Here is a 26,006-nt window from a genome sequence, read left to right on the forward strand (position 1 = left end):
GGCCCGCGCCTCCCCTGCCAGACGAGAACCGCCATGAGTCGCCCTTCCTTCGACCCGTCCACCTACGCCGCACAACTGGAGGAGAAGGTGACCCGCCTGCGGGAGTTGCTGGCACCGTTCCAGCCGCCCGCGCCGGAGGTCTTCGAGTCGCCCCGGGAGCACTACCGCCTGCGGGCGGAGTTCCGCCTGTGGCGCGAAGGCGAGGAGCGCTTCTACGCCATGTTCGCCGCCGGCGACAAACACACGCCGATCCTGCTGGAAGACTTCCCCGTCGCCAGCCAGCGGATCAACCAGCTGATGCCGCGTCTCAAGGCCGGCTGGCAGGCCAGCCCGGCGCTGTCGTTCAAGCTGTTCCAGGCGGAATTCCTCACCACCCTGGCCGGCGACGCCCTGGTCACCCTGGCCTACCACCGGCCCCTGGACGCCGACTGGCAGCGGGCCGCCGAGGCCCTCGCCGCAGACCTGGGGGTGAGCCTGGTGGGCCGCGCCCGCGGGCAGCGCATCGTCATCGGCCGCGACTACGTGGAGGAAGCCCTGGACGTGGCCGGGCGCACCTTCCGCTACCGCCAGCCGGAAGGCGCCTTCACCCAGCCCAATGGCGAGGTGAACCGCAAGATGCTGGCCTGGGCCCTGGACGCCCTCGGGCAGCGCCAGGACGACCTGATGGAGCTGTACTGCGGCAACGGCAACTTCACCCTGCCCCTGGCGACCCGCGTGCGGCGCGTGCTGGCCACGGAGATCAGCAAGGCCTCGGTCAGCGCCGCCCTGGCCAACCTGGCCGACAACGGGGTGGACAACGTCACCCTGGTCCGGCTGTCCGCCGAGGAGCTGACCCAGGCGCTCAACGAGGTGCGGCCGTTCCGCCGGCTGGCCGGGATCGACCTCAAGGGTTACGCCTTCGGCACCCTCTTCGTCGACCCGCCGCGGGCCGGCATGGACACGGACACCTGCGAGCTGGCCCGGCGCTTCCCGCGCATCCTCTACATCTCCTGCAACCCGGAGACCCTGGCGGCCAACCTGGCCCAGCTCCAGGATACCCACCGGGTGGTGCGCTGCGCGCTTTTCGACCAGTTCCCCTACACCCACCACATGGAAAGCGGCGTGCTGCTGGAGCGCCGCTGATCCACGGGCGAGAGATTCTTCGCGCCGGATAGTTGAGAATAAGTCTCAACAACTTTAAGCTCGTACCCGTCAGGACCGACACTTCCGCGCACGGGTACACCGCCATGACCAGCAAGACGCCGTCCCTGCAGTTCTTCACCGTCTCCCCGTCCCTCCCTTTGCCGCGCTCCGCGCCGCGGGCCGATGAAGCCCCCACGCCCCTCGACCCGCCCGGCCGCGCGTGGCTGCGCGCCTTGCGCGGACTGCCCCGGCGGGTGCAGCGGGTGTTCCTGCTGAGCCGCCTGGACGGCCTGGCCTATGGCGCCATCGCCCAGCAGCTGGGCGTGCCGCTGCTCACCGTGGAACGGGACCTGATCCGCGCCCTGCAGCACTGCCAGCGTTACGCCCGAGAGCACCGATGAGCGGGCCGTCCGCTCCACGCAGCCCGGAGGATGCCGCCAGCGCCTGGTACGTGCGCCTGCAGAACCCGGAGCTACCGGCCAGCGAGCGCATCGACTTCCGCCGCTGGCTCGACGCCGACCCGCGCCATTCCCAGGCCTTCAGCGACGTGGAGCGGCTCTGGCAGGCCCTGCGCCAGCCGGCGCGCCACCTGGGCGCCTCGGGCTGGCACCGGCGCGGTGGCCAGCCGCTGTTGAACGCCTCCCTGCGCGGCTCGGCGCTGCTCGCCGCGCTGCTGGCCCTGGCGATCCTGCTCTGGAGCGAATCGGCGCGGGCGCCCGACCCGGTGGCCCCCGCGGCACCGGCCGTCCAACCGCGCTAGCCCTACGACTCGATCAATGCCGCGCGGGCGGCGCGGCCACGCACGGCCGGAGCCTCCCATCTTCGTCAGCCCTCTCGGCCATCGGCGAACGGCCGGTCGACCGGATCGATCCGGACGACTTTTCGCCCACCCCTGCCACGCCGCCAGGCACGCGGGCTCGCGGCCTGGCGGTGCGACCTTGGGTAGCAGCGGCACCCGCCCGGGTCGGCGCTATGCTGGACGCGTCTTCCTTTCTTTCAGCGGGGCTTTCGCCATGCGCCGTGTCCTTTTCGCCCTCGGTCTGTTCGCCGCCAGCCTGCAGGCCGCCGAACCCCTCTCCCTGGATGTCTACCGCGATCCCAACTGTGGCTGCTGCAAGGCCTGGATCGCCGACCTGCGGGCCCACGGGCTCACCGTCAACGATCACGAGGAAAGCGACATGTCCGGCCTGAAGGCGCGCCTCGGCGTACCGTCGAACCTGGTCTCCTGCCACACCGGGGTGATCGGCGGGCGGTTCGTCGAGGGCCACGTGCCGGCGGCGGACATCCTCGCCCTGCAGGACCAGCCGGACCTGCGCGGCATCGCCGTGCCGGGGATGCCGGCCGGCGCCCCCGGCATGAACGCCGGCGGTCGCCAGGACCCCTACCAGGTCATCGGCGTGAACGCTCAGGGCCAGGAACGGGTGATGGCCCGCTACCCCTGAGGGCTCAGGTTCCGCCGCACCCCTCCACCTGGGGCTTGAGGCCGACGTAGCCCTGCCGCGCGTCGTAGAGGAACTGGTACTGGCGCAGGAAGTGCCGGCCGGTGTTGACGAACGGCGCGCGGCCGTCGCTGCTCCAGGGGATCACCTGGTACGGCGTGATGGGGTCGCTGCCACCCACCCGGTAACGCGTCTGGACCACCGGCGCGCGCTCGGCGGTGACCGCGCCCGGCACGCTGATCTGCACCTCGGTGCCCTTGGCCAGGACGTCGATCAGCACCTTGCGCGCGCTGGCGTCCGGTTCCCGCTCAGTGGCGTAGCGCACCGCGGTGGGCACGGTGATGTAGCTCTGGGACACCCCGGTGTCCACCAGCAGGCTGCCGGCCGAGCAGATCGGCCCGTCGGCGCTGCGGTTCACCTGCGGGTCGAGGGTCACGCACATGGGCGCCGCCTGCCAGTCGCCCGGGTAGGCGGCGTAGGGCTGCAGCTTGACGAAGCCGAAACCGCGGGTGTTCTGCGCGGTGAGCCCGAGGGTGATGCCGCGGCGGCCGATGATGTAGCCGCGGTTCCACTGCTCCGGCCCGAGGGCCGCGCCGCCCATGTCCACCAGGTTGAGCAGCGGGTTCTTGTCCGGCGTGCCCTCCGGCTGGCTGTCCGCCTCGCGGCCGAAGCCCACCCCCATGTACAGCACGCCCTTGGCCGGCGGCAGCGGCTGGCCCTTGCAGTCGGCGTCGCCCGCCACGTAGCCGCGGCAGACGCCTGCGGTTTCCACCCCCAGCACCGGCACCTGGGCGCTGGCCAGCACCTGGCGCCGGGCGTCGTAGAAGGTCACCCGCAGCGGCACCCAGGTGCCGACCCAGAGCACCTTGCTGCTGGAGAGGAACTGGGTACCGGGGCGCGCATCGGGCAGTGCCTTGAGCTGCGCGTAGCCGGGAATGCCGTCGGCGTCCATGGCGATGCCCACCGAGCCGGTGTCCATGGTCACCTCGTGGATCGCGCTGGCGGGGGCCGGCGACGGGTCGCGGGGGTCCTGCAGGGACAAGGCGAGCTTGGGCGCCGACTCGAACGCGGCGGTCTGTTGCGGGTTGGCGTAGGGGAGGCACTGGCTGCGGGTGAAGCCGCCGTAGTCGGGTGCCGCGTCCACGGCGGCCCAGGCGGGGGCACTCAGCAGCGGCAGGGCGAGCAGGCAGGCGATTGACGGCGACGATCCACGGCGGACGGTCATGGCGGGGCTCCTTGTGATGATCACTCGGCCGCCGGCCGGCCTGGCGGGCCGGCCGGCGGCGCGGAACGGGCCCGCGCGGTTGGCGACGGGCGCCGGAGCGCCCCTACGCCCTCATGGCGTATCGCTGGCGCTACGCCTTCACGCTAGCCAGCGGCTCGGGGTTGTCAACCGCCTCGGCGCCGCGGCCGGCCGGCTTCGCGCCACGCCCTGCGGGCGCCAGCCCGTCGGCACGGAACATCCCGCGGATACCGCGCACCGCCTGGCGGATACGGTCCTGGTTCTCGATCAGGGCGAAGCGCACGTGGTCGTCGCCGTAGTCGCCGAAGCCGATGCCCGGGGACACCGAGACCTTGGCGTCCTGCAGAAGCTTCTTGGCGAACTCCAGGGAGCCCAGGTGGGCATAGGCCGGCGGGATCTTCGCCCAGACGTACATGGAAGCCTTGGGGTTCTCCACCATCCAGCCGATCTCGTGCAGGCCCTTGACCAGCACGTTGCGCCGCTGCCGGTACTGCTCGGCGATGTCCCGCACGCACTGCTGGTCGCCTTCCAGAGCAGCGATGGCGGCCACCTGCAGCGGGGTGAAGGTGCCGTAGTCGTGGTAGCTCTTGATCCGCGCCAGGGCGTTGACCAGCTCCGGGTTGCCGACCATGAAGCCGATCCGCCAGCCGGCCATGTTGTAGCTCTTGGACAGGGTGAAGAACTCCACCGCGATGTCCTTGGCCCCCGGCACCTGCATGATGGACGGCGCGGTCCAGCCGTCGTAGACGATGTCGGCGTAGGCCAGGTCGTGGACCACCAGCACGTCGTACTGCTTGGCCAGGGCCACCACCCGCTCGAAGAAATCCAGCTCCACGCACTGGGCGGTGGGGTTGGAGGGGAAGCCGAGGATCATCATCTTCGGCTTGGGGATCGACTCGCGGATCGCCCGCTCCAGCTCGGCGAAGAAGTCCACCCCGGGGACCAGCGGCACCGAGCGCACCTGGGCGCCGGCGATCACCGCGCCGTAGATGTGGATCGGGTAGCTGGGGTTTGGCACCAGCACCGTGTCGCCGTGGTCCAGGGTGGCCAGCATCAGGTGCGCCAGGCCTTCCTTGGAACCGATGGTGACGATGGCCTCGCGCTCGGGATCGATCTCCACCTGGTAGCGCTCGGCGTACCAGCGGGAGATGGCCCGGCGCAGCCGCGGGATGCCCTTGGAGGTGGAGTAGCCGTGGGTATCCTCGCGCTGGGCCACCTGGCAGAGCTTCTCGACGATGTGCGGCGGGGTCGCGCCGTCGGGGTTGCCCATGCTGAGGTCGATGATGTCCTCGCCACGGCGGCGAGCGGCCATCTTCAGCTCGGCGGTGATGTTGAACACGTAGGGGGGAAGGCGATCGATGCGCGCGAAACGGCGCGGCTTAACCGGGTCGGTCATGCTGTCCTCGAGATACGTAAGCGCCCGGAACCGTCCGAGCGACGCCGGCCGCTGCGGCGGCCTGGACCGGGCGCGTCGGCCCTGTCCTGCCGGCGACCATAAAGCCCGTCCACGGGCCTGTCGAGTCATTTTTCGCACGCACGCCTCGGGGTCGGGCTGGCGCACGCCGCGCCTCCAGGGTGGGCGGCGCGGCGTGCGCCTGTGGTAGGTTCGGGGGCCGCGCCCGTCCGCCGGGGGCGAAATCGACATCAGAAAAAGGACCCGCAGATGGCCGAAGACAAGGCACAGAAGATCATCGCGTTGTGCGAGACGCACTGGGCAGCCCACAAGCGCGACTGCAGCGGCTTCGTCAAGAGCGTCGCCGATGAACTGGGCATCCCCCTGAGCGGCCAGGCCAACGCCATGGTCGACCAGATCCAGCGGGCGCCGTGGAAAGTGCTCGCCAATGGCCGCGAGGCGCAGCGCCATGCGGCCCTCGGCGACCTGGTGATCGCCGGGCTCAAGGCCAACCCCCACGGGCACGTGGTGATCGTCGTCGACGGCCCGCTGAGCCAGGGCAAGTACCCCACCGCGTACTGGGGCAGCCTGGGCGGGGTCGGCAAGAAGAACACCACCCTCAACTGGTCCTGGAACGCCACGGACCGCGACCGGGTGATCTACGCCAGCTGGGCCTGGCAACAATGACCGGAGGCCGGATGAACTCGACTCGCCTGCACACCCTCTTCGCCCTGGGCGCCCTGCTGCTGGGCACCAGCCTCAGCGCCTGCGCGGTGGACGCCCCCGCCGTCTCGCCCTCGCACTGCGACAGCCAGACGCCCCACAACCTGCGCCAGATCGGCGATTACCGCGTGCTGCTCTACGAACCCGACGACGAAGCGGCGCCCCAGGCCTGGCAGGGCCCGGTGTGCATCGAGGCCGACACCCTGGCCAAGGCCTGCGTGCTGGACCTGTCCCTGGTGAAGGCGGTGGAACCGGGGCCGAAACCCGGCACCCTGCGCATCACCACCTTCAGCGGCTCCATGGCCTACCGCCAGGACGTCGACCCGCGCGCCTGCCCGCGCCCCTGATCCGCCGGCACGTCGCGAATCGGCGGTGACGAACGCCGCCGCTTCGGGTCCATACAGGCAATGGGCGGTCGCCACGCGCGCCGCCCGCTTCAGGACCGGCATTCCCGACAGGAGACGCACAGCATGCAATGGGGCAAAGGGCGGCGCAGCGACAACGTGGTGGATGGGCGTGGCGGTGGCGGCGTCGGCCGTCTCGGCGGGGGCCTGGGGCTGGGCGGCATCGCCGTGGTGGTGGTGTTCGGCCTGATCACCGGGCAGAACCCCCTGGACCTGCTGGCGATGCTCTCCGAGCAGGGCACGGCACCGGCCCATACCCAGCAGCAGCCGCCACCGGCCGGCGACCGCGACGCGGATTTCGTCAGCGCCATCCTCGGCGACACCGAGGACACCTGGGGCGCGCTGTTTGCTCAGTCCGGCCAGCAGTACCAGCAACCCAAGCTGCAGCTGTTCAGCGGTGGCGTGCGTTCCGCCTGCGGCTTCGCCGATTCGGCGGTAGGCCCCTTTTACTGCCCCGGCGACCAGCGGGTTTATCTGGACATGAGTTTCTTCCGCGAGATGGAAACCCGCTTCGCCGCCGCTGGCGACTTCGCCCGGGCCTACGTGATCGCCCACGAGGTGGGCCACCACGTGCAGACCCTGCTGGGGGTGTCCGCCAAGGTGGACGACGCCCGCCGGCGCGGCGCGTCCATGGAGGGCGCCAACGGCTTGTCGGTGCGCATGGAGCTGCAGGCCGACTGCCTGGCCGGGGTCTGGGCCTATCACGCCCAGCAGCGGCTGAACTGGCTGGAGCCGGGGGACCTGGAGGCCGCGCTGAACGCCGCGAACGCCATCGGCGACGACCGGCTGCAGCAGCAGTCCCGCGGCCGCGTGGTGCCGGATTCCTTCACCCACGGCACGTCCGCGCAGCGGGCGCGCTGGTTCCGCACCGGGTTCGACAAGGGCGACATGAACCGCTGCGACACCTTCGCCGCCCGCAGCCTGTAGGCCCCTGGACTGCGCCTCGCCCCAGCGGGCGGGGCCTCAGCGGTCCAACTGCTCCGCCAGCGCCGCGCAGTCCCGGGCGTGCCAGTCGGTCAGTTCGGGCCAGGGGTTGTCCGGCAGGTTGACCAGGGCGGTGCGGGTGCCGGCGGCGCGGCCGCAATCCAGGTCGAAGCGGTAGTCGCCCACCATGGTCATCCGCGCCGGCGCCACGCCCCAGCGCGCCGCCAGTTTCAGCAGGCCATCCGGGTCCGGCTTCGGCCGCGCCTCGTCGCGTCCGAGAACATTGTCCGGAAGAAAGCAGTCCCCCAGGCCGATAGCCTCCAGGGTGATCAGCGCCAGTTCGTGGGCGTTGCGGGTGAGGATGCCCAGGCGCACGTCCCGCGCGTGAAGCCTGCGCACCAGCGCCACCGCCCCGGGGGCAGCCCGCGAACCCAGCGCCAGGCCGCGCTCATGCTCCAGCAGCCAGGCGTGCTTGGCCGCCGCTTCGGCGTCGGGCAGCGCGGCCAGGTGGCCGAGGATGTCGTCCTCCGCCGGGATGTCCAGGTGGCGCCGGATGGCGGCGAAATCGTGGACCGCCACGGTCAGGGTTCCGTCCATGTCGAACACCCAGTGTCGACAGTCCGCCAGTCGCATGCTGCACCTCGTCATACTCGAACAGGCGCCCAGCATACCTGCCCGGCGCCGGCCCTCAGTAGTTGATGATCACCGTGACGTTGTCCAGGTAGATCCCGGCCGGCTTGTTGGGCTGGGTCGGGTCCACCGTTACCTGGAAATTGAAGGTCTGCAGGGCGCCGTTCCCTACCGCCGACTGGGTCTGACTGGTGGTCCACACCGTGGTCGTGCCGGGGAAGTAAATCTGGTAGTTGAGGTAGTTGCCGGAGAAGGCCATGCGCCGCCAGGGGGCCGCGTAGTTCTGGCCATTGTCGAAGCCGACGGTGTAGCCCTCGGTGTTGGTACAGATCACCGCCAGGGTCTGGGTCACCGTACCGAACTGGTTGGCCAGCGCCTTGGCGCCGAAATCCACCTGGGGCAGGCTGCTGATCAGGCAGGCCTTGGTCACGACCAGGGTCAGGGTCACCACCGCCTGGGACCCTGTTCCCCAGTTGGTGGGGCTGCCGCAGATGCCCAGGTTGCAGGTCTGGGTCAGGCCGGGACTGCGCTGCCAGACGCACAGGTTGAGGGCGCCGGTGGTGCAGATCGCCCACTGCCAGTTGAGGGTGACCGTGGCGGTGTAGGTGCCGGCCGGCACGTTGGCGCCGGCCTGGGTACGGAAATACAGCGCCACCGCGCTCTGGCTGGTACCGAGCCCCACCAGGGCCAGGCTGCTGAGCACTTGGGGCTGGCCGTTCTGCAGCGCCTGGCTGTAGGCGGCGTCGGCGTAGACCTGGAAGGGAATCTGGTTGCCCTTGCCGTCGCTCAGGACCATGGTCGGGCTGTTCAGAGTCACCCGCACGTAGGCGGCGGTCAGTGCCGCCAGCACCCCGTCGCAGGCCAGCCCGCCGGACGCCGCCGCTTGCTGCGGCACGGTGGCGAGGGTCAGGGAGCTGGCGGTGCCCAGGCTGACGGCGGGGCTGTTGACGCCACAGTCGGCGGCGCACAGGCCGCTGCACAGGGACAGCAGTAGGGCCAGCAGCAGGGCCAGCCCGTTCCGGCGAGTGGGGGCGGTCATCGGCATACCAGGGGTCCTACCAGGGCGATCTGGTCGCTGCGGGTGTCCAGGTCGAAAGCGGCGGCGCAGTGCCGGCCCCCGGGCAGCTCCGCTTCCAACTGGTTGCGGGCCTGCAGCCGCTCGAAGTAGACCAGGCCGTCCCAGCCGACGAAGGCGCTCTGCTGGCTGCCCCGCTCCACCACCCGGGTGCCCCGGGGCAGCGGCTGGTTTCGGCTGTCCACCAGCACGATGCTCGCCGCGGTGATCGCCTGCAGGGGGAATTTCAACAAGGCGCCGCTGCCCTGGCGCACCGCGATGAACTGCGCCAGCTCGTCGCTGCGCACGTTGTCCGGCAGGTCGATCAGGTCCACCTCGTACTGCCCGCGGTAGTAGGACGGCACCCAGGGCACCAGTAGGTGGCCGTCGGCGTCGGTGCTGCCCAAGGCCTGGTGCTCGAAACGCACCGGCACGTTGCCGAAGCCGGCGGTGTCCACCAGCACGAAGGCGTCGTCGATGCGGTTGCTGGCGAACAGCGAGCCGTCCATCCACACCAGCGAGCCGCTGGCCTCGCCCCAGTGGGTGGCGCGACCCTCGTCGCTGTAGACGCCGCCCTGCAGTTGCAGGTGGCGCGAGCGCCAGGTGAGGTCGGCCTGGCGGTAACCGCTGCTGGTGTAGCCCAGGTTCCAGCCCAGGCCGCCCTCGCTGGGCACCGAGCGGCTGTAGCTGACCCGCTCGCTGAGGCGCCCGCGGGGCGTGCGCTCGACCCCGACGTTGACCGTGGAATACAGGTCGAAGGGCACCACCACCTGGGCCTGGGCCGCATAGCCCTGGTCCCCCAGCACGCGGTTGACGGACAGGTACAGGCTCACCTGGCTGAACAGGTTCTTCGACCACGACAGGTTCACCAGGCGGGTGCGCGGCCCCTGGTGGGTGCGGGTCTCGAAATAGCCGAGGCCGACGGTGCCCAGGTTCACTTCGCCCAGCTCGCCGGGGCTGTAGGAAAAGGTGAGCTGGTCGCTGCCGGTGGGCAGGTAACTGTCGTCCTCGCGGCTGTCCAGGGCATCGAGCACGCTGAGGTCGGTGTAGCCGGCGCTGCGCTCGATGTGCTGCAGGGCCACGCCGAAGCGCGACGAGTAGTAGCTGTAGCCGAGGCTCACCTGGTGGCCGCCGCGCCCCGGGGCGTCACCCTGGCTGATGGAGGTGCCGAGCACGCCCCAGCGACCCAGGGCGAAGGTGGTGCCGACCCCGGCCAGGGTCAGGGACGGGCCCACCTCCAGGTGCCCCTCCAGGGTCAGCGCGTCGCTCAGGCCGTAGCGCAGGGTGCCGCTGGAGGCGGCGTCGCCATAGTCGAAATTGTCCACGCCATACCCCCGGCGCAGCTTGCCCACCGACAGCGAGTAGTCGAACAGCCCCTCCTGCAACAGGCGATCGGTGACGTAGAACGGCACGTTGGTGGAAACCCGCCGGCCCAGGGCGTCGGTGGTCACCAGGGTGGCGGTGCCGGCGCCGCTGATGAAGGGTACGTTGTTCAGGGTGAACGGCCCGGGCCGCAGGTCGTCGCTGCTGATCTGGGCGTTGTTGATGAACAGGTCGAGGGTGCTGGGCACCGCCGCCTCGCCGGTGAAGCGCGGCAGCGGGTAGGTGATCAGGTCCGGGCGCAGGCCGAAGTCCCGGGCGATCTGGACACCGCCCATGCGCACCGAGGTGTTCCAGGTCAGCGCGCCGGTCACCAGGTCGCCGACGGTGTAGCTGACCAGGCCGTCCTGGTCGTCGGTGCGCCACTGAGTGTCGTAGCGGATGAAGCCGTCGCCATAGGTATCGCCGGAGAAGTGCTGGCGATAGGTACCGTTGGTGGAGAACACCCCGGCCGCGTTGAAGACCCGCTGCTCCAGGTAGGCGCTGGCGCTCTCCGGGCCCTGCTGGGCGCGGGTGTAGTACAGGTCGTAGTTGAACAGCGCACCGACGCTGCTGCGGGCCGGCAGGTACTCGTGCAGGCGTCGGTTGCTCAGCTCCTGGGGCGGCAGCCGGCCGCTGGCGAGCTGCAGGTCGAGGCGCTGGGTGCTGGCCTCGTAGCGCACCTGCAGCCCGGGGATGACGTCCAGCGCCAGGGGGTCCTGGTCGCCGGTGCCGCCCAGGGGAATGCCCACCGCCTGCAGGTCGTCGCGGCCGACGAAGTAGCGCCCGGCCCGCGCAGTCACCGCCGCCACCCGGCCGGTGGGCAGCTGGTTGACCACCAGTTCGAGGAACAGCTCCAGCGGGGCGTCGTCCGGCTCCGCCGCCAGGGCGCCGAGCACCAGGGAACCGGACAGCAGCGCCAGCAGGCCGCGCCCGGGTCTCGACCTCCGCGTCACGCTACCACGGCGGGGCACGCATCCTCCTCAGTCGGCCGCGAGCCGCACAGGTTGGTCCGCGTCGTTGACGCGCGCCTCCAGCACGCCGGCGCCGGCGGGCATCTCCCGAGGCAGCGGCCAGCGCATCTCGGCCCCCGCCAGGACGTAACCGAGCAGGCCGTCGGAAATGGAGAAGGCGCGGCTGCCCTGCACCAGGCGCACCGCCGACAGCCGCGCATGGGCATCGCCGACGTTGCGCACGCTCAGGTAGCGAGTGCCGCCCGCCTCGCTGATCCGGTAGCGCAACTGCGGCCGCAGCCGCCCCGGCTCCTCGGTGCCCCGCAGGTCGACCCGGGCGCCGCTGCCGATCACGAACAGCGGCACCGAGTAACGCATCTGGAACTGCACCCCGAGGTCGGCATTGCCCTGGCTGTCGGGGGTGAGCATCTCGTCTACTAGGACCCGGTAGGCGTGCTCGCGGCCGGCGCTCACCGGCTCGCGCAGGATCAGCCGGACCATCTGCTGCTTGCCCGGCTGCACCTCCGTCACCGGCGGGCTGCCCACCACCGCGCGCTGGGGCTCCAGGCCATCGGTGCGCTCCTGCTGGTGCCAGTCGAAGACGCGCACCTGCAGGCTCACCGGTTTCTCGCCGCGGTTCTCCAACCACAGTGCGGCGGCCTTGCGGTCACCCTCGATCAGCGGGTTGATCGGCCAGATCAGGATCGACGTGGCCGCCCAGGCCGTCGGCGCGGCCAGCAGCAACGTCGCCACCAGCAGATGGCGCCAGGCCGGTGGGTGCCGCGTCGGCGTGTGGGGGGCGTTCTGGCACATCCTTGTCCCTCAGTAGGTGATGGTCACGGTCACGGTGTCGCTGTAGAGGCCGGCGGACGGCATCGGGGTGACCGCGAACAGCCGGGCATAGACCGGGTAGGTCTGGGCCACGCCGCTGCTGGGAAAGGTCACGCTCAAGGCCGTGCCGCCGTTGGTGGCGTCGCCCCACACGGTGTTGTAGGCGGCGTCCTGGTAGAGCTGGTAGCGCAGCCGCTCGCTGCCGTTGGCCAGGTAGCGCCCGGCGGTGACGGTCGCGGTGGCGTTCAACCCGGTGTTGAGGGCGATGCTCACCGCCATCCCCGGGGTGCACTGCAGAACGATGGAGCCGGTACCGGCCGTGGTCACCCGGTTGACGTCGCCGGGCAGGCTGGCGAACTGGCCGAACGAGAGGGTGCCGAAGGTGGTGACGTCGCTGGCGCCGGTGCCCAGCAGGCAGCCGGAGACCACCTGGGCGCGCAGCTGGAAACTCTGGGACACGGTCAGCTCGTTGGTGCCGGTGTCGGCCATCGCCCGACCCGCCAGCAGGCTGGCCAGCACCGCGCCGGCCACGCCCGTCCACACCCGGGCCCTCACCAGACCACCGTGACCGTCAGGGTGTCGACGTAGGCACCCGGGGCCGGGGTGCTCTGGGCCGGCACCCGGCCGTACACCGGCAGCCACTGGTCGGCGCCGTTGCCGGTGCCGCTGACCCCGGTGACGTTGTCCCAGACCGTCGCGTAGGTAGACGAGGTGTAGAGGTTGTAGGCGATGGTGGCCGCGCCGGGCCCCACCATCCGCCGGGCGCTGGGGTTGCCGCTGCTGCCGCCGGCGATCAGCACCTTGTAGGGCACGTTGGCGACGCAGTTGACCCGCACCCCGCCGCTGCCCGCGCCGCCTAGGGCGGTGACCGTCGCCGACAGGGAATAGTGGGTGCCGAAGCTCAGCGGGTCGAACTGCCCGGGGGTGGACAGGTTGACCCCGCCCGCCACGCAGGCCGGCAGCACCAGCGCGTTGAAGCCAATGGTGGCGCTCTTACTGATCGCTCCGGCGAAGGCCGGTATCAGGCAAGCCGCCAACGCCAGCGGCCTCCTCAGGTCCCTGTAGTCCATGCCCGTCCCTGCTCCACCCTGGAAATGAATCGTCGTTCGCGTGGCGTCGGCCGCTCCCCATCACACCGGGCCCGGAGGCGACGGCGGCGGATCGCGTACCAGAAGGCGCGGCCAGTTACCAGGTCACCGTGACCTGCACGGTGTCGAGGTAGGTGCCGGCGGCCGGGGTGGCCTGGACCGGTACCCGGCCGTAGACCACGATCTCCTGGGCGGCGCCGCTGCCGGTGCCGGACAGCACGCTGCCGCCGTTGCTGCCGTTGCCCCAGGCCACGGTGCGGGCGGTGTCCTGGTAGAGGTTGTAGGCGATAAAGGCGCTGCCGTTGCTCATGCGCCTCTGGGTGCCGGAGGAATACAGCCCGGAGTCGATGGCCACGCTGTAGTTGGTGCCGGAGCTGCATTGCAGGCCGAAGGAACTGCCGCCACCGGCGCCCACCGAGCTGCCCTCGACGATGTTGTCCAGGGACGGGTGCTCGCCGAAGTTCAGGGTACCGAAGGTGTTGGTACTGCCGTCGCTGCTGCCATTGGTCACGGTGCAACCGCTGCCGACAGTCATCTGGACATTCATCTGCCCCTGCACCTGGCCGGCGGACTGAGCCTGGCCGGCGGCGCAGAGAAGGCAGAACACAGGTAAGGTCTTGCGGAAGGTGATCACTGGGACGCTCCTCTCACGGGGTATGGCTCCCCTCGTCCGTGACCTTAGTACAAATGGCCATCATCGGATTTTACGACGAGCGGCCACAGCGATCGGCACCGATCTGTCGGAGCGGCGCAAAAGCTTGTAGGACAATCCTTTGGCGGAAGGTCGTAGGCAAATCACGGCGCCGCGCAATGGCGTTTGTCCTACAGAAAAAACCGCCAGTAACGGCGGTTGCTTCCTGTAGCGGCATGGCGACCCTGGCGAAACGGCGGAAACCGTCTAGCGCGGGCCTGTCCCCATCACTTCCAGTCCTCGCGCTGGCGAATCAGGCCCTCCTGGGCGACCGAGGCCACCAGCCGGCCCTGGCGGTCAAAAACACTGCCCCGGGAAAACCCGCGACCGTTGCCGGCCCAGGGGCTGTCCATGGCGTACAGCAGCCACTCGTCCGCCCGCAGCTCGCGGTGGAACCACAAGGCATGGTCGAGGCTGGCCACCTGCATGAACTTCTGCCACACCGACACGCCGTGGGGCAGCATCGAGGTGGTGAGCAGGTTGAAGTCCGACGCATAGGCGAGGATGTACTTGTGGATCGCCGGGATGGCCGGCAGCGCACCGTCGGCACGGAACCACACGTAGCGGGCCGGCCGGGTGCAGCCGGGGGTGAAGGGGTTTTCCACGGTGACCGGGCGGATCTCGATGGGCTTGGCGCTCATGGCCCGCTCGCGCAGAGCCTCCGGCAGCTTGTCCGCCACTTCCCGGGCCAGTTCGGTCTCCGTGCGCAGGTGCTCGGGGCCGGGCACGTCGGGCATCTCGATCTGGTGGTCGAAGCCTTCCTCGAAGGTCTGAAACGAGGCGCTGCAGGTGAAGATCGGCTGGCCTTTCTGGATCGCCGTGACCCGCCGGGTGGTGAAGCTGCCGCCGTCGCGGACCCGGTCCACCTGGTAGACCACCGGCAGGCTGGCGTCGCCGGGGCGCAGGAAGTAGCCGTGCAGGGAGTGCACCGAACGCGCCTCGTCCACCGTCTGGCTGGCGGCGGAAAGGGACTGGCCCAGCACCTGACCGCCGAACAGCTGGCGGAAGCCCAGGTCCTGGCTGACCCCGCGGAACAGGTTTTCCTCGATGGACTCCAGGCTCAGCAGCGCGACCAGGTTATCCAGAACATGACTCATGACGGCATCTCCCCTCGTAGTGACCCGCACACCCCACTGGAGGGGCATGGCCCGGACTGCATCGACCGCAGTGCCCGGCGCGAAGATCGGCGGCGGATGCGCCGGGGCGGCGCGTCTTCGCTGATCCTCACGGCGCGGGCCTGCGGGATGTTCCGGCGAGCCCTGGGAGGGGCCGGGGTCCCGGACCGACAGGGGCATCGACCTGAGGCCCCACTTCGCACGATCCGGGCCGCCATGGTAATGGCTTTACCGGCGGCTGTCGGCGCACCCGCGCACGTCCCGACGCGAGGCCGTGGACAACCCGGGCACCGACCCGACGTCAACGGCCGTCCGGGGCCAGCCGGCGCGGCCTCCACGTGCCCCCAACGCGTGTGCCGACGATGCCGGCCCTAGCGGGGCGTAGCGGGCGCCCCGTTCTGCAGCGGCCACTCCGTCTGCCACAGGCGGTACAGCACGTGGCGGCGCAGCCAGTGGCCGGGCGGCAGGTCCGGGTGGTCGAAGTCGTCCGCCGGGTCGCGGTGCATGCCGATGGCCTCCATCACCCGCCGCGACGGCTGGTTTTCCACCGCGGTGTAGGCCACCACCTGCTCCAGCCCCAGGCGCTCGAAGCCGCAGGCCAGGGCGGCCCGCGCCGCCTCGCGGGCGAAGCCTTGTCCCCAGTGCGCCCGGGCCAGGCGCCAGCCGATCTCCACCGCCGGGCTGAAATGCGCCTCAAAGCCCATGTAGCCGAGCCCGGTCATGCCGATGAAGGCACCGTTGTCCTTGCGCTCCATCGCCCACAGGCCGAAGCCGTGCCGGGCGAAATGGTCCTGGATACGCTCGTAGGAGGCCTCGGTGCGGGCGGCGTCCTGGGGCGCCGGGAAGTAACGCATCACCTCGGGGTCGGCGGACATCTCGACGTAGGCCGGCAGGTCCGAGCGGCGCCATGTGCGCAGGCGCAACCGCGGGGTTTCCAGTTCGATCGGTTCGGTCATCGCATCCTCGTTTCCTTGAGCGGCACCGGCACGGCCGCCATACTCGGGCGCTGCCGCCCACGCGGCTGACCAGCGTCATTCAGCCTCTTAGTGGGAGGGTCGATCCGTCCCGGGAGTTCGATCCATGCCGTCGCCGCGGCCGCCGGAGCCCTCATGCGCGTGCCCCTGATCTACCACGACGAGTACAGCCCGCCCTTCCCCGCCGGGCACCGCTTCCCCATGGACAAGTTCCGCCTGCTGCGGGACCACCTGGTGGCCAGCGGGCTGGTCAGCGACGCGGCGTTGCTGCGCCCCGAGCCGTGCCCGGCGGACGTGCTGGCCCTGGCCCACCGGCCGGCCTACATCCAGGCCTTCCTCGAGGGCGCCCTGGACCGCGAGCAGCAGCGCCGCCTCGGCCTGCCCTGGAGCGAAGCGCTGGCGCGGCGCACGGTACGCGCGGTGGGCGGCTCGCTGCTCACCGCCGAGTGCGCCCTGCGCGACGGCATCGCCTGCCACCTGGCCGGCGGCACCCACCACGCCCACTACGATCACCCGTCCGGGTTCTGCATCTTCAATGACCTGGCGGTGGTCAGTCGCTACCTGCTGGAAAGCGGCCGGGTCCAGCGGGTGCTGATCTTCGACTGCGACGTGCACCAGGGCGACGGCACCGCGCGGCTGCTGGCGGAGGTGCCCGAGGCGGTCACCGTTTCCCTGCACTGCCAGACCAACTTCCCCGCGCGCAAGGCGGCCAGCGACTGGGACATTCCCCTGCCGGCCGGCCTGGGAGACACCGACTACCTGCGGGTGGTGGACGATGCCCTGAACTACCTCCTGCCGCTCTATCAGCCGGACCTGGTGCTCTACGACGCCGGGGTCGACGTACACCGCGACGACGCCCTGGGCTACCTGGACCTGAGCGACGCCGGCCTGGCCGCCCGTGACCGCAGCGTGCTGGCCCACTGCGTGCGCCGCGGCATCCCGGTGGCCGGGCTGATCGGCGGGGGCTACGACCGCGACCGCGAGGCCCTGGCCCGGCGCCACGGCATCCTTCACCACAGCGCCCAGGCGGTGGCGGACCGCCTGCTGGGCGGCGGCCGCGCCTGAGGCGCCCGCCTCGGCTAGAATGCCGCTCCCCCTGCCCACGTCGACCGCCATGCCCACCGCCACCCGCGCCCCCGTTTCCCCCACGCCTCGCGTCGCCATCGTCGGCGGCGGCCCCGCCGGGCTGATGGCCGCCGAGACCCTGGCCGACGCCGGGGTGGACGTGGACCTCTACGACGGTATGCCCTCGGTAGGGCGCAAGTTCCTCCTGGCCGGGGTCGGCGGCATGAACATCACCCACTCGGAGCCCCGCGAGGCGTTCCTATCCCGCTACCGGGAGCATCGCGACGACGTGGCGACCCTGCTCGCGGGGTTCGACGCCGACGCCCTGCGGGACTGGGTCCACGGACTGGGCATCGAGACCTTCATCGGCAGCTCCGGGCGAGTATTCCCCCGGGACATGAAGGCCGCGCCGCTGCTGCGGGCCTGGCTCAAGCGCCTGCGGGAACACGGCGTGGCATTGCACACCCGGCACCGCTGGCTCGGCTGGGGCGCGGACGGCGCCCTGCGCCTGGCGACCCCCGGGGGCGACTGCGCGCGGCACGCCGACGCCGTGGTGCTGGCCCTGGGCGGCGGCAGCTGGCCCCGCCTGGGATCGGATGGCGCCTGGACCGGCCTGCTGGCCGAGCGGGGCGTGGAGGTCGCGCCGCTGCGCCCGGCCAACTGCGGCTTCGAGGTGGAAGGCTGGAGCCCGCTGCTGCGGGAGCGTTTCGCCGGCGCACCGCTGAAGTCCGTGGCTCTGGGCCTGGTCGGTACCCCGCTGCGCCGGGGTGAATGCGTGCTCACTGCCGACGGCCTGGAAGGCAGCCTGGTGTACGCGCTGTCCGCCATCTTCCGCGAGCGGATCGAGGCCGAAGGTGCCGCCGAGGTCCACCTCGACCTGCTGCCGGACCGCTCCGAAGCCCACATCCGGGCAGCCCTGGGCCGGCCCCGTGGGCGCCAGTCCATGGCCGGCCACCTGCGCCGGCAGCTGGGCCTGGAGGGGGTAAAGGCCGCCCTGCTGCGGGAGCGCACCGCCGCCGAGGTCTTCGCCGACCCGGCGCGCCTGGCGGCGGCGATCAAGGCCCTGCCGCTGCACCTGGTGGCGCCGCGGCCCCTGGCCGAAGCCATCAGCAGCGCCGGCGGCGTGCGCTTCGAGGCGTTGGATCAGCGGGGCATGCTGCGGGCGCTGCCCGGGGTGTTCTGCGCCGGCGAGATGCTCGACTGGGAAGCCCCCACCGGCGGCTACCTGCTCACCGCCTGCTTCGCCAGCGGTCGCCACGCCGGCCTCGGCGCGCTGGACTGGCTGCGCCGCCGGCAGCCGGCCTGATACCGTCCGGCCGCCCCGCGCGCGGCGGGCTGGACGGCAGCGGCTATGCTTGCGTTAAGCTGGCGCGGCGGACGCCCCGGGCGCCGCCGGTCCTCGTTCCCTGCGCACAGGTAGTCCATTCATCGTGATCCCCCTGCTGGTCTGCGACGATTCGAACATGGCGCGCAAGCAACTGATCCGCGCCCTGCCGGCCGACTGGCCGGTTTCCATCAGCCAGGCGGCCAATGGCCAGGAAGCCCTCGCGGCGATCCGCCAGGGCCTCGGCCAGGTGATGCTGCTGGACCTCACCATGCCGGTCATGGACGGCTACCAGACCCTCGCGGCGCTGCGCGAGGAAGGCCTGCAGAGCCGCGTGGTGGTGGTCTCCGGCGACGTCCAGGAAGAAGCGGTGCGCCGGGTCAAGGAACTCGGCGCCCTGGCCTTCCTGAAGAAACCCGCCGACCCCGAGGCCCTGCGCGCCACCCTGGCCGAGCTGGGCCTGTTGGACCTGGCGCCGGCCGCCCCCGCCGACGCCCCGCCCGCCGCCAACCCCCAGCAGGCGGTGCTGGACTCCCTGAAGGTGAATTTCCGCGATGCCCTGCGGGAGGTCACCAACGTCGCCATGGGCCGCGCCGCGGCGCTGCTGGCCAAGGTGCTCGGGGTCTTCGTGCAGTTGCCGGTGCCCCAGGTGAACCTGTTCGAGGTCAGCGAACTGCACATGGCCCTCAACGACGCCCAGCGTGGCCAGCGCCTGAGCGCCGCCTGCCAGGGCTTCATCGGCGACGGCATCGCCGGCGAGGCCCTGCTGCTGTTCCACGACGCCGAGGTTTCGGACGTAGCGCGCCTGCTCAAGTGGCAACCCCGGGACGACAGCGAGACCTCGGAGATGCTGCTGGACCTGGCCAGCATCCTCATCGGCGCCTGCCTGTCGGGCATCGCCGAGCAGATCGACGTGCGCTTCTCCCAGGGCCACCCCATGCTGCTGGGCCAGCACGCCTCCATCGAGCGGCTGATCCACCTCAACCAGAAACGCTGGAAGAAGACCCTGGCGGTGGAGATCAGCTACAGCCTGGAGGGCGACCACATCCATTTCGACCTGCTGCTGCTGTTCACCGAGGACTCGGTCCGCCGCCTCACCCACAAGATCAACTACCTGATGAGCTGACCGCCCATGCCCGCGCAGATCGACATCAAAGAGGTTCACTGGCTGCTGGACATCGTGCAGTGCATCGACGTGGGGGTGATCGTGCTGGACCGCCAGTACCGCATCGAGGTGTGGAACAGCTTCATGGAGAACCACTCCGGCCTGGGCCCGGACGAGGTCCACGGCAAGGTGATCTTCGAGCTGTTCCCGGAGATCGACGAGACCTGGCTGCGGCGCAAGGTGGACACCGTGGTGCAGCTGGGCACCCGGGCCTTCAGCCTGTGGGAACAGCGGCCCTACCTGATGCACTTCAAGAACTACCAGCCCATCACCGGCCAGGAGGACTTCATGTACCAGAACGTCACCCTGCTGCCCCTCGCGGCGTCCCATGGCGTGGTGGAACACCTCTGCGCGGTGGTCTACGACATGACGGCCGCCGCCACCCACAAGAAGCAACTCGCCGCCCGGGACGCCGACTGACCGTCCATCCCCGCCAGACGCACGTTCGGCGGATCGCGACCGCTTACTGTTAAAAGCCCCTGTTATAAGACGACGCGGCGTTATTTCGCGATGACCGGTCGTCTACACCTTCCGCACGCCTCCGAGGCGCGCGCCAGACGCTCCGGTTCCGGCCCCGCGCCGGTCGCCAATGCCGCGCGTTACCTGCTGTGCCCCTCAGACGAGACGCCGGCAAATCCTTTCGCGGAATCCGCGTCGTATCCGCATCCACGTCCATCCCCTCCGGCATTGCCGGCAAAGGAGTCGTTCATGCGTCTACTGATCCCCACGCTGCTCGCGGCGTGTTCCACCACGGCGTTCGCCGCCGCCCAGTCCACTGCCGAATGGCGCGTCAACCGCGCGGACGATCATTACGACGGGGTCTGTAATGCCGTCGACTGTTCCCTGCGCGACGCCATCAGCGCGGCCAACGCCGGCAAGGGCCCGCAGCGCATCCTGCTGCCGGCCGGCACCTACGTCCTGACCCTGCCCGCCGACGTGGGCGAGGAAGGCGAGGTCCTCGACGAGGACGCCAACCTCAATGGCGACCTGGACGTATCTGGCAACGTCACGATCTTCGGCGCCGGGGTGGGCCGCACCCTCATCCGCGGCAGCGACAGCGCCCACGACCGGCTCTTCGAGGTCCTGGCCGGCGCCAGCCTGCGCCTGGAAGGCCTGAGCCTGGAGAAGGGCCACACCTCGTTCTACGGCGGCGCCCTGGAGAACCACGGCAACGCCTACCTGCGCCTGGTGGATCTGACCGGCAACACCGGCTCCGCGGCCTTCGACCCGGGCGCGGGCGGCGCGCTGGCCAACTTCGGCCACATGGAAGTCGACCAGGCACGCTTCAAGGGCAACCGCTCTTCCGCCGGCGAGGCGCACTTCGGCCAGGGCGGCGCCATCTACAACGCCGGCGACCTGCGGGTGCGGGACAGTCGCTTCGACGACAACACCGCCTCCGACGACGATGACATGGGCCTTGGCGGCGCCATCTACAACCGCGGCAAGCTGGAAGTGGCGCGCACCTCCTTCGTCGGCAACCGGGTCTCGGTGAACGGCTCGGGCTCGGCCATCGCCAACGACAACGGCGCCACCCTGACCCTGAGCAACAGCACCCTGAGCGGCAACTTCGGCGACGCCCTCAGCAACGGCCTGCGCTACAGCGGACGGGCCGGCGTGGCCCAGGCTACCGTGATCAACGTCACCGTAGCGGCCAACGAAGGCTTCGGCGTGCGCAACCGCGGCACCCTGAGCCTGCGCAACAGCCTGCTGGCCAGCAACCACGACGAAAGCGGCGAAACCGTGCAGAACTGCCTCAACGAAGGCACCTACCACTACAGCGCCAAGGGCCTGCTGCTGGGCGCCGGCGCCGGCAACTGCACCGGCGAGGTGAACATCGAGGACAGCAAGACCTTCGTCAGCGTGCTGTTCCCGCTGGCCGAGAACGGTGCTTTCTCCCCCACCCACGCGCTGCGGCCGCGCAGCCCGGCCATCGACGCGGCGATCGGCAACTGCCCGGTGCAGGACCAGCGCGCCAGCATGCGTCCGCGCGATGGCGACGGCGACGGGGTAGCGGTCTGCGACCTGGGCGCCTACGAGCGCACCAAGCCCTGACCGGGGTGGGGCGCCGGGCCTCGGCTCAGGCGCCCTTGCCCGGCTTGCGGGAGAGGCCGGGGGATTTGCGTACCGCGCGCACCTTCGGCTTTTCCCCATCGATCCAGGACCCCAGGCGTGCGCCCGGTTTGCCGGCGGGTACGTCCTTGGGTTTTTTCGGCTTCTTCGGTTTCTTCAGGACCTGCCCGCGGGCATCGGTGGCCGGCACCCGGTGGTCCGGCTCGAACCCCGGCTCGTCCACCCGCTTCAGCACCTGCCGGGTCAGGGTCTCGATGGCCGCCAGCAGTTGCACTTCGTCGGCGCAGACCAGGGACAGCGCCTCGCCGCTGGCACCGGCGCGCCCGGTGCGGCCGATGCGGTGCACATAGTCCTCCGCGACGATGGGCAGGTCGACGTTCACCACCAGCGGCAGGTCGTCGATGTCCAGGCCGCGGGCCGCCACGTCGGTGGCCACCAGTACCTGCACGTCGCCATCCTTGAACCGCTGCAGCGCGCGCAGGCGCGTCGGCTGCGGCTTGTCGCCGTGGATCGAGTCCGCGGCAATGCCCGCGTCTTGCAACTCCGTCACCAACTGATCGACGCCCTTGCGGGTCTTGGCGAAGGCCAGCACCTGGCCCCAGCGATGACGCAGCAGCAGGTGCAGGAACAGCTCGCCCTTGCGCTTTTTGTCCACCGGCACCAGCCATTGGCGGACGCTGCTGGCCGCGGCGTTGCGCGGGCTGACTTCCACCGACAGCGGGTCGCGCAGCAGCTCGCCGGCCAGGGTGCGGATGGGGTCGGAGAAGGTGGCGGAGAACAGCAGCGTCTGGCGCTTCCTCGGCAGGGCGCAGAACAGCTCGTCCAGCTCCCGGGCGAAGCCCAGGTCGAGCATGCGGTCGGCCTCGTCCAGCACCAGGGCCTGCAGCTGGCCGAACTTCACCGCGTTCTGCCGGTAGAGGTCCAGCAGGCGGCCCGGGGTCGCCACCAGCACGTCGATGCCCTTGCGCAGTTTCATCATCTGCGGGTTGATGCTCACCCCGCCGTACACCGCATAGCTGCGCAGGGGCAGGTCCTGGCCGTAGCGGCGGAAGCTCTCGTGGACCTGCTCCGCCAGCTCCCGGGTGGGCACCAGGACCAGCACCCGCACCGCGTTGCTCGCTACGGGCGGGCCTTCCAGGGTCAGCCGCTGGAGCAGCGGCAGGGCGAAGCCGGCGGTCTTGCCGGTGCCGGTCTGGGCCGCCGCCATCAGGTCGCGACCCTTGAGCACGGCGGGGATGGCCGCCGCCTGCACCGGCGACGGGGTCTGGTAGTCGAGCGCGGCGAGGGTGCGCAGCAGGGGTTCGATCAGGCCGAGTTCGGCGAACGTCATGGCAAGCAACCGGGGGCGAAAGGACCGCCAGTCTACTCGCTGGCGACGCTGCGGCGAACCGCGGCGGGTTTCCCTACGGCCGGGGTCGCTCCTGCGGGTCGCCGGCGCTGGCGCCACTGGGGCAGGCCGATGAGCACCACCGCCCCGACGATCACCGTCATGGCCAGGGCCTCCTCGGGCCCCACGTGTTCGTCGGCGAACCCCATCCCCAGCAACACCGCCACCACCGGGTTCACGTAGGCGTAGCTGGTGGCCGCCGCCGGCCGCACGTGCTTGAGCAGGTAGACGTAGGCACTGAACCCGATGATGGAGCCGAAGCCGATCAGGTAGGCCATGGCGCCCCAGCCGGCGGCGCTCGGCAGCTGCACCATGCGCTCGCCACTGGCCACGCTGGCGCCCACCAGCACCAGGCCGGCGGTGAGCATCTGCGTGGCGCTGGCCATGGGCCCCGGCGGCATCGGCAGGTGCTTGCTCCACACCGAGCCGAACGCCCAGCTGGCGGCGGCGAACAGGATCAGCGCCGCCCCCAGGGGGCTGGCCTGGAGGTTCGAGCCCAGGTTCAGCAGGCCGATGCCCAGCAGGCCGAGGACGATCCCCGCCCATTCCAGGCGGCTGGCGCGCCCGCCGGCCACCAGGCCGAAGAGCAGGGTGAACAACGGAACCGTGGCCACCGCCAGGGCCGCCACCCCGGACGACACCCCGCGATGCTCCGCCAGGGTGACACCGCCGTTGCCGCAGCTCAGCAGCAGCACGCCCACCACCGCCGCGGCCCGCCATTCGCGCCAGCCGGGCCGCGGCGCACCGCGCATGCGCAGCCAGGCGTACATCAGCCCGCCGGCGATCACGAACCGCACGCCCGCCATCAACAGCGGCGGCCAGGACGCCACGCCGATGCGGATCGCCAGGTAGGTGGACCCCCAGATCAGGTAAAGGGAGAGAAACGCGCCGACCAGCATCAGGGGCGAGGGACGAGTGGCCATGGGACTGCCTGCACCAGGGAATGGAACGATCATTCTCCCAAGGCGATCACGCGAAAATAAGAGCGAAACCCTGCTTGATCCTCGTATTCGCCTTGGTTTCCCAGGTAGAGTCGGTCCGATGCTTTCGCTTCCTGCCTGGAGGGCTCATGGACAAGTACGACCGGCTGCTGGTGGCGGCTCTGGTGGAGAACGGCCGCGCCTCGTTCGCCGAACTGGCGCGGCGGGTGAACCTGTCGCCGCCGGCGGTGGCGGACCGGGTGGCCAAGCTGGAGGCCAGCGGCGTCATCACCGGCTATCACGCCTGCGTCGACCCGGCCCAGGTGGGCCTGCCCATCCAGTGCATGATCGAGCTGCGCCTGGCCCACCAGGAGTTCAAGCGCACCTTCGAAGCCCTGGAGCGCATCCCGCAGATATCCCTCTGCCACCGGGTCACCGGCGAGGCCTGCCTGTTGATCCAGGCGTCGGTGGGTTCGATGCCGGAGCTTCAGGACCTGATCGACCAGCTGAGCCCGTTCGGTGCCAGCAAGACCTCGCTGATCCTCTCCACGCCTCTCACCCGGCGCCTGCCGGCCACCCTGCAGGACGGCCGCAAGGCCTGACTCAGGGCCTGAGGAAGCGCACTCCGCCGCCCACCCGAAGTTCCGCGCCGCCCATGAAGCCCGACGCATCCGACGCCAGGAACGGCGCGGCCTCGGCGATCTCCTCGGGCCGGCCAAGGCGGCCGATGGGCACCAGGGCGGCGATCCGCTGGCGCAGGGCTTCGCTGCCCAAGTGTACGTAGGAGAAAGCGCTCAGGAACGCAGCAGCAGCCCGCCCTCGATGGGCTGGTAGTCGTCGGCGGCGCGCAGCAGCGACTGGGCGGTGAGGCCCGGCACGCCATAGACCTGGCTGCGGGTGCCATGGCGCTGGCGGATGCGCTCCAGCAGCAGGTCGAAGTCGCCGTCGCCGGAGGCCAGCACCACCTCGTCCACCCGCTCCGCCGCCTCCATCACGTCCAGGGTGATGCCCACGTCCCAGTCGCCCTTGGCAGAGCCGTCGCTGCGCTGGATGTAGGGCTTGAGCTTCACGGTGAAGCCCAGGTTGCGCAGGATGTTCTGGAACTGCCGCTGGCGCGGATCGCCGCGATCGATGGCGTAGGCGTAGGCCTCGGCGATCCGCCCCCGGCCGGCCACCCGCGCCCACAGGGCGGTGTAGTCGAAATGGCAGGCGTAAGCCTGGCGTACCGTGTAGTAGAGGTTCTGGACGTCGGCGAACAGGGCGATGGATGTCACGGCGGGCTCCGGTGGCCGGCGAACGGGCGGCGATTATCGCAGCCCGGGCTCGCCGGCGCATGCTCCGCGCCCGGGCGCCGCCCGTGGATCAGACGAACGTGTCGTCGTCGGAGAAGAAGCCGGGGTCCGGGTCGAAGTCCGCGTCGCCGAACCCCGGGTCGCCCAGGCCCGGGTCGTCGAAGGCGTCGCGGCCGCCGCTGTCGGCGAGGCCGGGCGCCCCGCCGAACTGGTCGGGGGTCATGTGGCTGGTGTCGAGGTCGCTGTCGGCGAGGAAGCTGACGTCATGGTCGTTGGGGTCCACGGCCGGCGGTTGGATGATCTCGACGATCTCCTGGGGATTGGCCTGGTGGAACAGCCCGGTGAGCATGTCCGCCAGCATCACCCCGCCCGCCACACCGGCGGCGGTCTGCAGGGCGCCGCCGAGGAAGCCACCCATCCGCGAAGGCGCGCCACCGGGCGTTGCCCCGTAGCCACCGGCGGTGGACGGTGGGGCACTGCCCCAGGAACTGGCCGGCAGCGGTGCCGGGGCGGGCGTGCTGTCGCGGCCGCCGGCGCCGAACAGCCCGGCGAGGAAACCGCCGCTCGCCGGACGGCTGCGCGCCTGGGCGGCGGCCTGAGCCTCCAGGTCCTTGACGCGCTGGTCGAGCCGCTTGAGGGCCGCTTCCTGGATCAGGATCACCTGGGCCATGTAGTAGGGCGCGCTGGGCTGCCCGGCGAGGTGGCGGTTGATCTGCGCCTCGGCCTGGGCATCCCGCGGCGCGGTCCCCTGCTCGGCCTTCTTCAGGCGATCGAACAGGCCGTCGATCAGGGCTTGTTCTGACGTTTCCATGGGTACCTCTGCGAAATGCGCATTGGACA

Annotated in this window: 28 protein-coding genes and 1 pseudogene; 13 read left to right on the top strand and 16 right to left on the bottom strand. The window is 70.7% G+C overall.

The features are described from left to right. Nucleotides 1-33 precede the first annotated feature (33 nt). From trmA to FM069_RS13920, 4 genes are all read left to right on the top strand, one after another. Nucleotides 34-1,122: a tRNA (uridine(54)-C5)-methyltransferase TrmA gene (gene trmA, locus FM069_RS13905; protein ID WP_143488963.1), complete on the top strand. Its 1,089-nt coding sequence runs from the start codon at nt 34-36 to the stop codon at nt 1,120-1,122. Between the two features lie 104 nt (nt 1,123-1,226). After that, nucleotides 1,227-1,523, top strand: coding sequence for a sigma factor-like helix-turn-helix DNA-binding protein (locus FM069_RS22155; RefSeq protein ID WP_143488964.1), 297 nt, complete (start codon nt 1,227-1,229; stop codon nt 1,521-1,523). After that, nucleotides 1,520-1,882, top strand: a complete 363-nt coding sequence (locus FM069_RS13915; RefSeq protein WP_143488965.1) for a FecR/PupR family sigma factor regulator — start codon at nt 1,520-1,522, stop codon at nt 1,880-1,882. The genes FM069_RS22155 and FM069_RS13915 overlap by 4 nt, the downstream gene beginning before the upstream one ends. A gap of 253 nt (nt 1,883-2,135) precedes the next feature. Continuing rightward, nucleotides 2,136-2,564: a DUF411 domain-containing protein gene (locus tag FM069_RS13920; RefSeq protein ID WP_143488966.1), complete on the top strand. Its 429-nt coding sequence runs from the start codon at nt 2,136-2,138 to the stop codon at nt 2,562-2,564. Between the two features lie 4 nt (nt 2,565-2,568). Here FM069_RS13920 and FM069_RS13925 read toward each other — a convergent pair whose 3' ends face one another. Both FM069_RS13925 and alaC read right to left on the bottom strand, forming a co-directional pair. Further along, nucleotides 2,569-3,786, bottom strand: a complete 1,218-nt coding sequence (locus FM069_RS13925; protein WP_143488967.1) for a hypothetical protein — start codon at nt 3,784-3,786, stop codon at nt 2,569-2,571. A 130-nt stretch (nt 3,787-3,916) separates the two neighbouring features. After that, entirely contained in the window at nt 3,917-5,200 is a 1,284-nt protein-coding gene (alaC, locus tag FM069_RS13930; protein ID WP_233282040.1) for an alanine transaminase, read from the bottom strand. Nucleotides 5,201-5,467: 267 nt separating this feature from the next. Between alaC and FM069_RS13935 the strand changes: the two genes are divergently transcribed. The 3 genes from FM069_RS13935 to ypfJ all read left to right on the top strand — a co-directional run bounded on the left by FM069_RS13935 (nt 5,468) and on the right by ypfJ (nt 7,251). Then, on the top strand, nt 5,468-5,884 hold the full coding sequence (locus FM069_RS13935) for an NlpC/P60 family protein (RefSeq protein ID WP_143488968.1): 417 nt from the start codon (nt 5,468-5,470) through the stop codon (nt 5,882-5,884). Nucleotides 5,885-5,895: 11 nt separating this feature from the next. Continuing rightward, the gene (locus tag FM069_RS13940; protein ID WP_143488969.1) at nt 5,896-6,267 is read left to right on the top strand and encodes a hypothetical protein; all 372 of its coding nucleotides are present in this window, start codon (nt 5,896-5,898) and stop codon (nt 6,265-6,267) included. Between the two features lie 123 nt (nt 6,268-6,390). Continuing rightward, nucleotides 6,391-7,251, top strand: coding sequence for a KPN_02809 family neutral zinc metallopeptidase (ypfJ, locus tag FM069_RS13945; RefSeq protein ID WP_143488970.1), 861 nt, complete (start codon nt 6,391-6,393; stop codon nt 7,249-7,251). Nucleotides 7,252-7,287: 36 nt separating this feature from the next. Here ypfJ and FM069_RS13950 read toward each other — a convergent pair whose 3' ends face one another. From FM069_RS13950 to FM069_RS13990, 9 genes are all read right to left on the bottom strand, one after another. Then, complete coding sequence (locus FM069_RS13950) at nt 7,288-7,881, bottom strand: HAD family hydrolase (protein WP_143488971.1); 594 nt, start codon at nt 7,879-7,881, stop codon at nt 7,288-7,290. Nucleotides 7,882-7,936: 55 nt separating this feature from the next. Next, a complete protein-coding gene (locus FM069_RS13955) occupies nt 7,937-8,917 on the bottom strand; it encodes a Csu type fimbrial protein (RefSeq protein WP_143488972.1) in 981 nt (326 codons plus the stop codon). Further along, nucleotides 8,914-11,265, bottom strand: a complete 2,352-nt coding sequence (locus FM069_RS13960) for a fimbria/pilus outer membrane usher protein (protein ID WP_233282041.1) — start codon at nt 11,263-11,265, stop codon at nt 8,914-8,916. The genes FM069_RS13955 and FM069_RS13960 overlap by 4 nt, the downstream gene beginning before the upstream one ends. Before the next feature lie 9 nt (nt 11,266-11,274). Next, nucleotides 11,275-12,057, bottom strand: a complete 783-nt coding sequence (locus FM069_RS13965) for a fimbrial biogenesis chaperone (protein WP_143488973.1) — start codon at nt 12,055-12,057, stop codon at nt 11,275-11,277. Nucleotides 12,058-12,066: 9 nt separating this feature from the next. Next, nucleotides 12,067-12,630, bottom strand: a complete 564-nt coding sequence (locus tag FM069_RS13970; RefSeq protein ID WP_233282042.1) for a Csu type fimbrial protein — start codon at nt 12,628-12,630, stop codon at nt 12,067-12,069. Next, nucleotides 12,627-13,145 (bottom strand): Csu type fimbrial protein, encoded by a 519-nt coding sequence (locus FM069_RS13975; protein ID WP_178106742.1) that lies wholly within the window; start codon nt 13,143-13,145, stop codon nt 12,627-12,629. Before FM069_RS13975 ends, FM069_RS13970 begins: the two co-directional genes overlap by 4 nt. 115 nt (nt 13,146-13,260) lie before the next feature. Beyond that, complete coding sequence (locus FM069_RS13980; RefSeq protein ID WP_456107176.1) at nt 13,261-13,794, bottom strand: Csu type fimbrial protein; 534 nt, start codon at nt 13,792-13,794, stop codon at nt 13,261-13,263. Between the two features lie 287 nt (nt 13,795-14,081). Then, nucleotides 14,082-14,951, bottom strand: a complete 870-nt coding sequence (tesB, locus tag FM069_RS13985) for an acyl-CoA thioesterase II (protein WP_143488974.1) — start codon at nt 14,949-14,951, stop codon at nt 14,082-14,084. A 389-nt stretch (nt 14,952-15,340) separates the two neighbouring features. Continuing rightward, nucleotides 15,341-15,925: a GNAT family N-acetyltransferase gene (locus FM069_RS13990; RefSeq protein ID WP_143488975.1), complete on the bottom strand. Its 585-nt coding sequence runs from the start codon at nt 15,923-15,925 to the stop codon at nt 15,341-15,343. A 153-nt stretch (nt 15,926-16,078) separates the two neighbouring features. Between FM069_RS13990 and FM069_RS13995 the strand changes: the two genes are divergently transcribed. The 5 genes from FM069_RS13995 to FM069_RS14015 all read left to right on the top strand — a co-directional run bounded on the left by FM069_RS13995 (nt 16,079) and on the right by FM069_RS14015 (nt 21,549). Next, nucleotides 16,079-17,008 (top strand): histone deacetylase family protein, encoded by a 930-nt coding sequence (locus tag FM069_RS13995; RefSeq protein WP_143488976.1) that lies wholly within the window; start codon nt 16,079-16,081, stop codon nt 17,006-17,008. A gap of 49 nt (nt 17,009-17,057) precedes the next feature. Then, on the top strand, nt 17,058-18,314 hold the full coding sequence (locus FM069_RS14000) for a TIGR03862 family flavoprotein (RefSeq protein ID WP_143488977.1): 1,257 nt from the start codon (nt 17,058-17,060) through the stop codon (nt 18,312-18,314). 124 nt (nt 18,315-18,438) lie between these two features. Beyond that, a complete protein-coding gene (locus FM069_RS14005) occupies nt 18,439-19,458 on the top strand; it encodes a response regulator (RefSeq protein WP_143488978.1) in 1,020 nt (339 codons plus the stop codon). 6 nt (nt 19,459-19,464) lie between these two features. Next, nucleotides 19,465-19,917, top strand: coding sequence for a PAS domain-containing protein (locus FM069_RS14010; RefSeq protein ID WP_143488979.1), 453 nt, complete (start codon nt 19,465-19,467; stop codon nt 19,915-19,917). Nucleotides 19,918-20,205: 288 nt separating this feature from the next. Continuing rightward, nucleotides 20,206-21,549 carry a CSLREA domain-containing protein gene (locus FM069_RS14015; protein WP_178106745.1) on the top strand — a complete coding sequence of 448 codons (1,344 nt, stop codon included), beginning with the start codon at nt 20,206-20,208 and terminating at the stop codon, nt 21,547-21,549. Nucleotides 21,550-21,555: 6 nt separating this feature from the next. On the opposite strand, the pseudogene FM069_RS14020 reads toward FM069_RS14015, so the two are convergent. Further along, nucleotides 21,556-22,897: pseudogene (locus tag FM069_RS14020) on the bottom strand (DEAD/DEAH box helicase); the annotation flags it as partial. Nucleotides 22,898-22,929: 32 nt separating this feature from the next. Next, complete coding sequence (yedA, locus tag FM069_RS14025; protein WP_233282044.1) at nt 22,930-23,877, bottom strand: drug/metabolite exporter YedA; 948 nt, start codon at nt 23,875-23,877, stop codon at nt 22,930-22,932. A 146-nt stretch (nt 23,878-24,023) separates the two neighbouring features. On the opposite strand from yedA, the gene FM069_RS14030 reads away from it, so the two are divergent. Further along, on the top strand, nt 24,024-24,476 hold the full coding sequence (locus FM069_RS14030) for an Lrp/AsnC family transcriptional regulator (RefSeq protein WP_143488982.1): 453 nt from the start codon (nt 24,024-24,026) through the stop codon (nt 24,474-24,476). Between the two features lies 1 nt (nt 24,477). Here the strand turns inward: FM069_RS14030 and FM069_RS14035 are convergent, their stop codons facing one another. The 3 genes from FM069_RS14035 to FM069_RS14045 form a co-directional block, all read right to left on the bottom strand. Then, nucleotides 24,478-24,648 carry an SDR family oxidoreductase gene (locus FM069_RS14035; RefSeq protein ID WP_218570301.1) on the bottom strand — a complete coding sequence of 57 codons (171 nt, stop codon included), beginning with the start codon at nt 24,646-24,648 and terminating at the stop codon, nt 24,478-24,480. Nucleotides 24,649-24,668: 20 nt separating this feature from the next. Continuing rightward, nucleotides 24,669-25,148 (bottom strand): LabA-like NYN domain-containing protein, encoded by a 480-nt coding sequence (locus FM069_RS14040; RefSeq protein WP_143488983.1) that lies wholly within the window; start codon nt 25,146-25,148, stop codon nt 24,669-24,671. An 88-nt stretch (nt 25,149-25,236) separates the two neighbouring features. Then, the gene (locus tag FM069_RS14045) at nt 25,237-25,977 is read right to left on the bottom strand and encodes a DUF2076 domain-containing protein (RefSeq protein WP_143488984.1); all 741 of its coding nucleotides are present in this window, start codon (nt 25,975-25,977) and stop codon (nt 25,237-25,239) included. Nucleotides 25,978-26,006 lie beyond the last annotated feature (29 nt).

Source organism: Pseudomonas mangiferae (assembly GCF_007109405.1).
In the GTDB taxonomy this organism is placed as follows: Bacteria; Pseudomonadota; Gammaproteobacteria; order Pseudomonadales; family Pseudomonadaceae; genus Pseudomonas_T; species Pseudomonas_T mangiferae.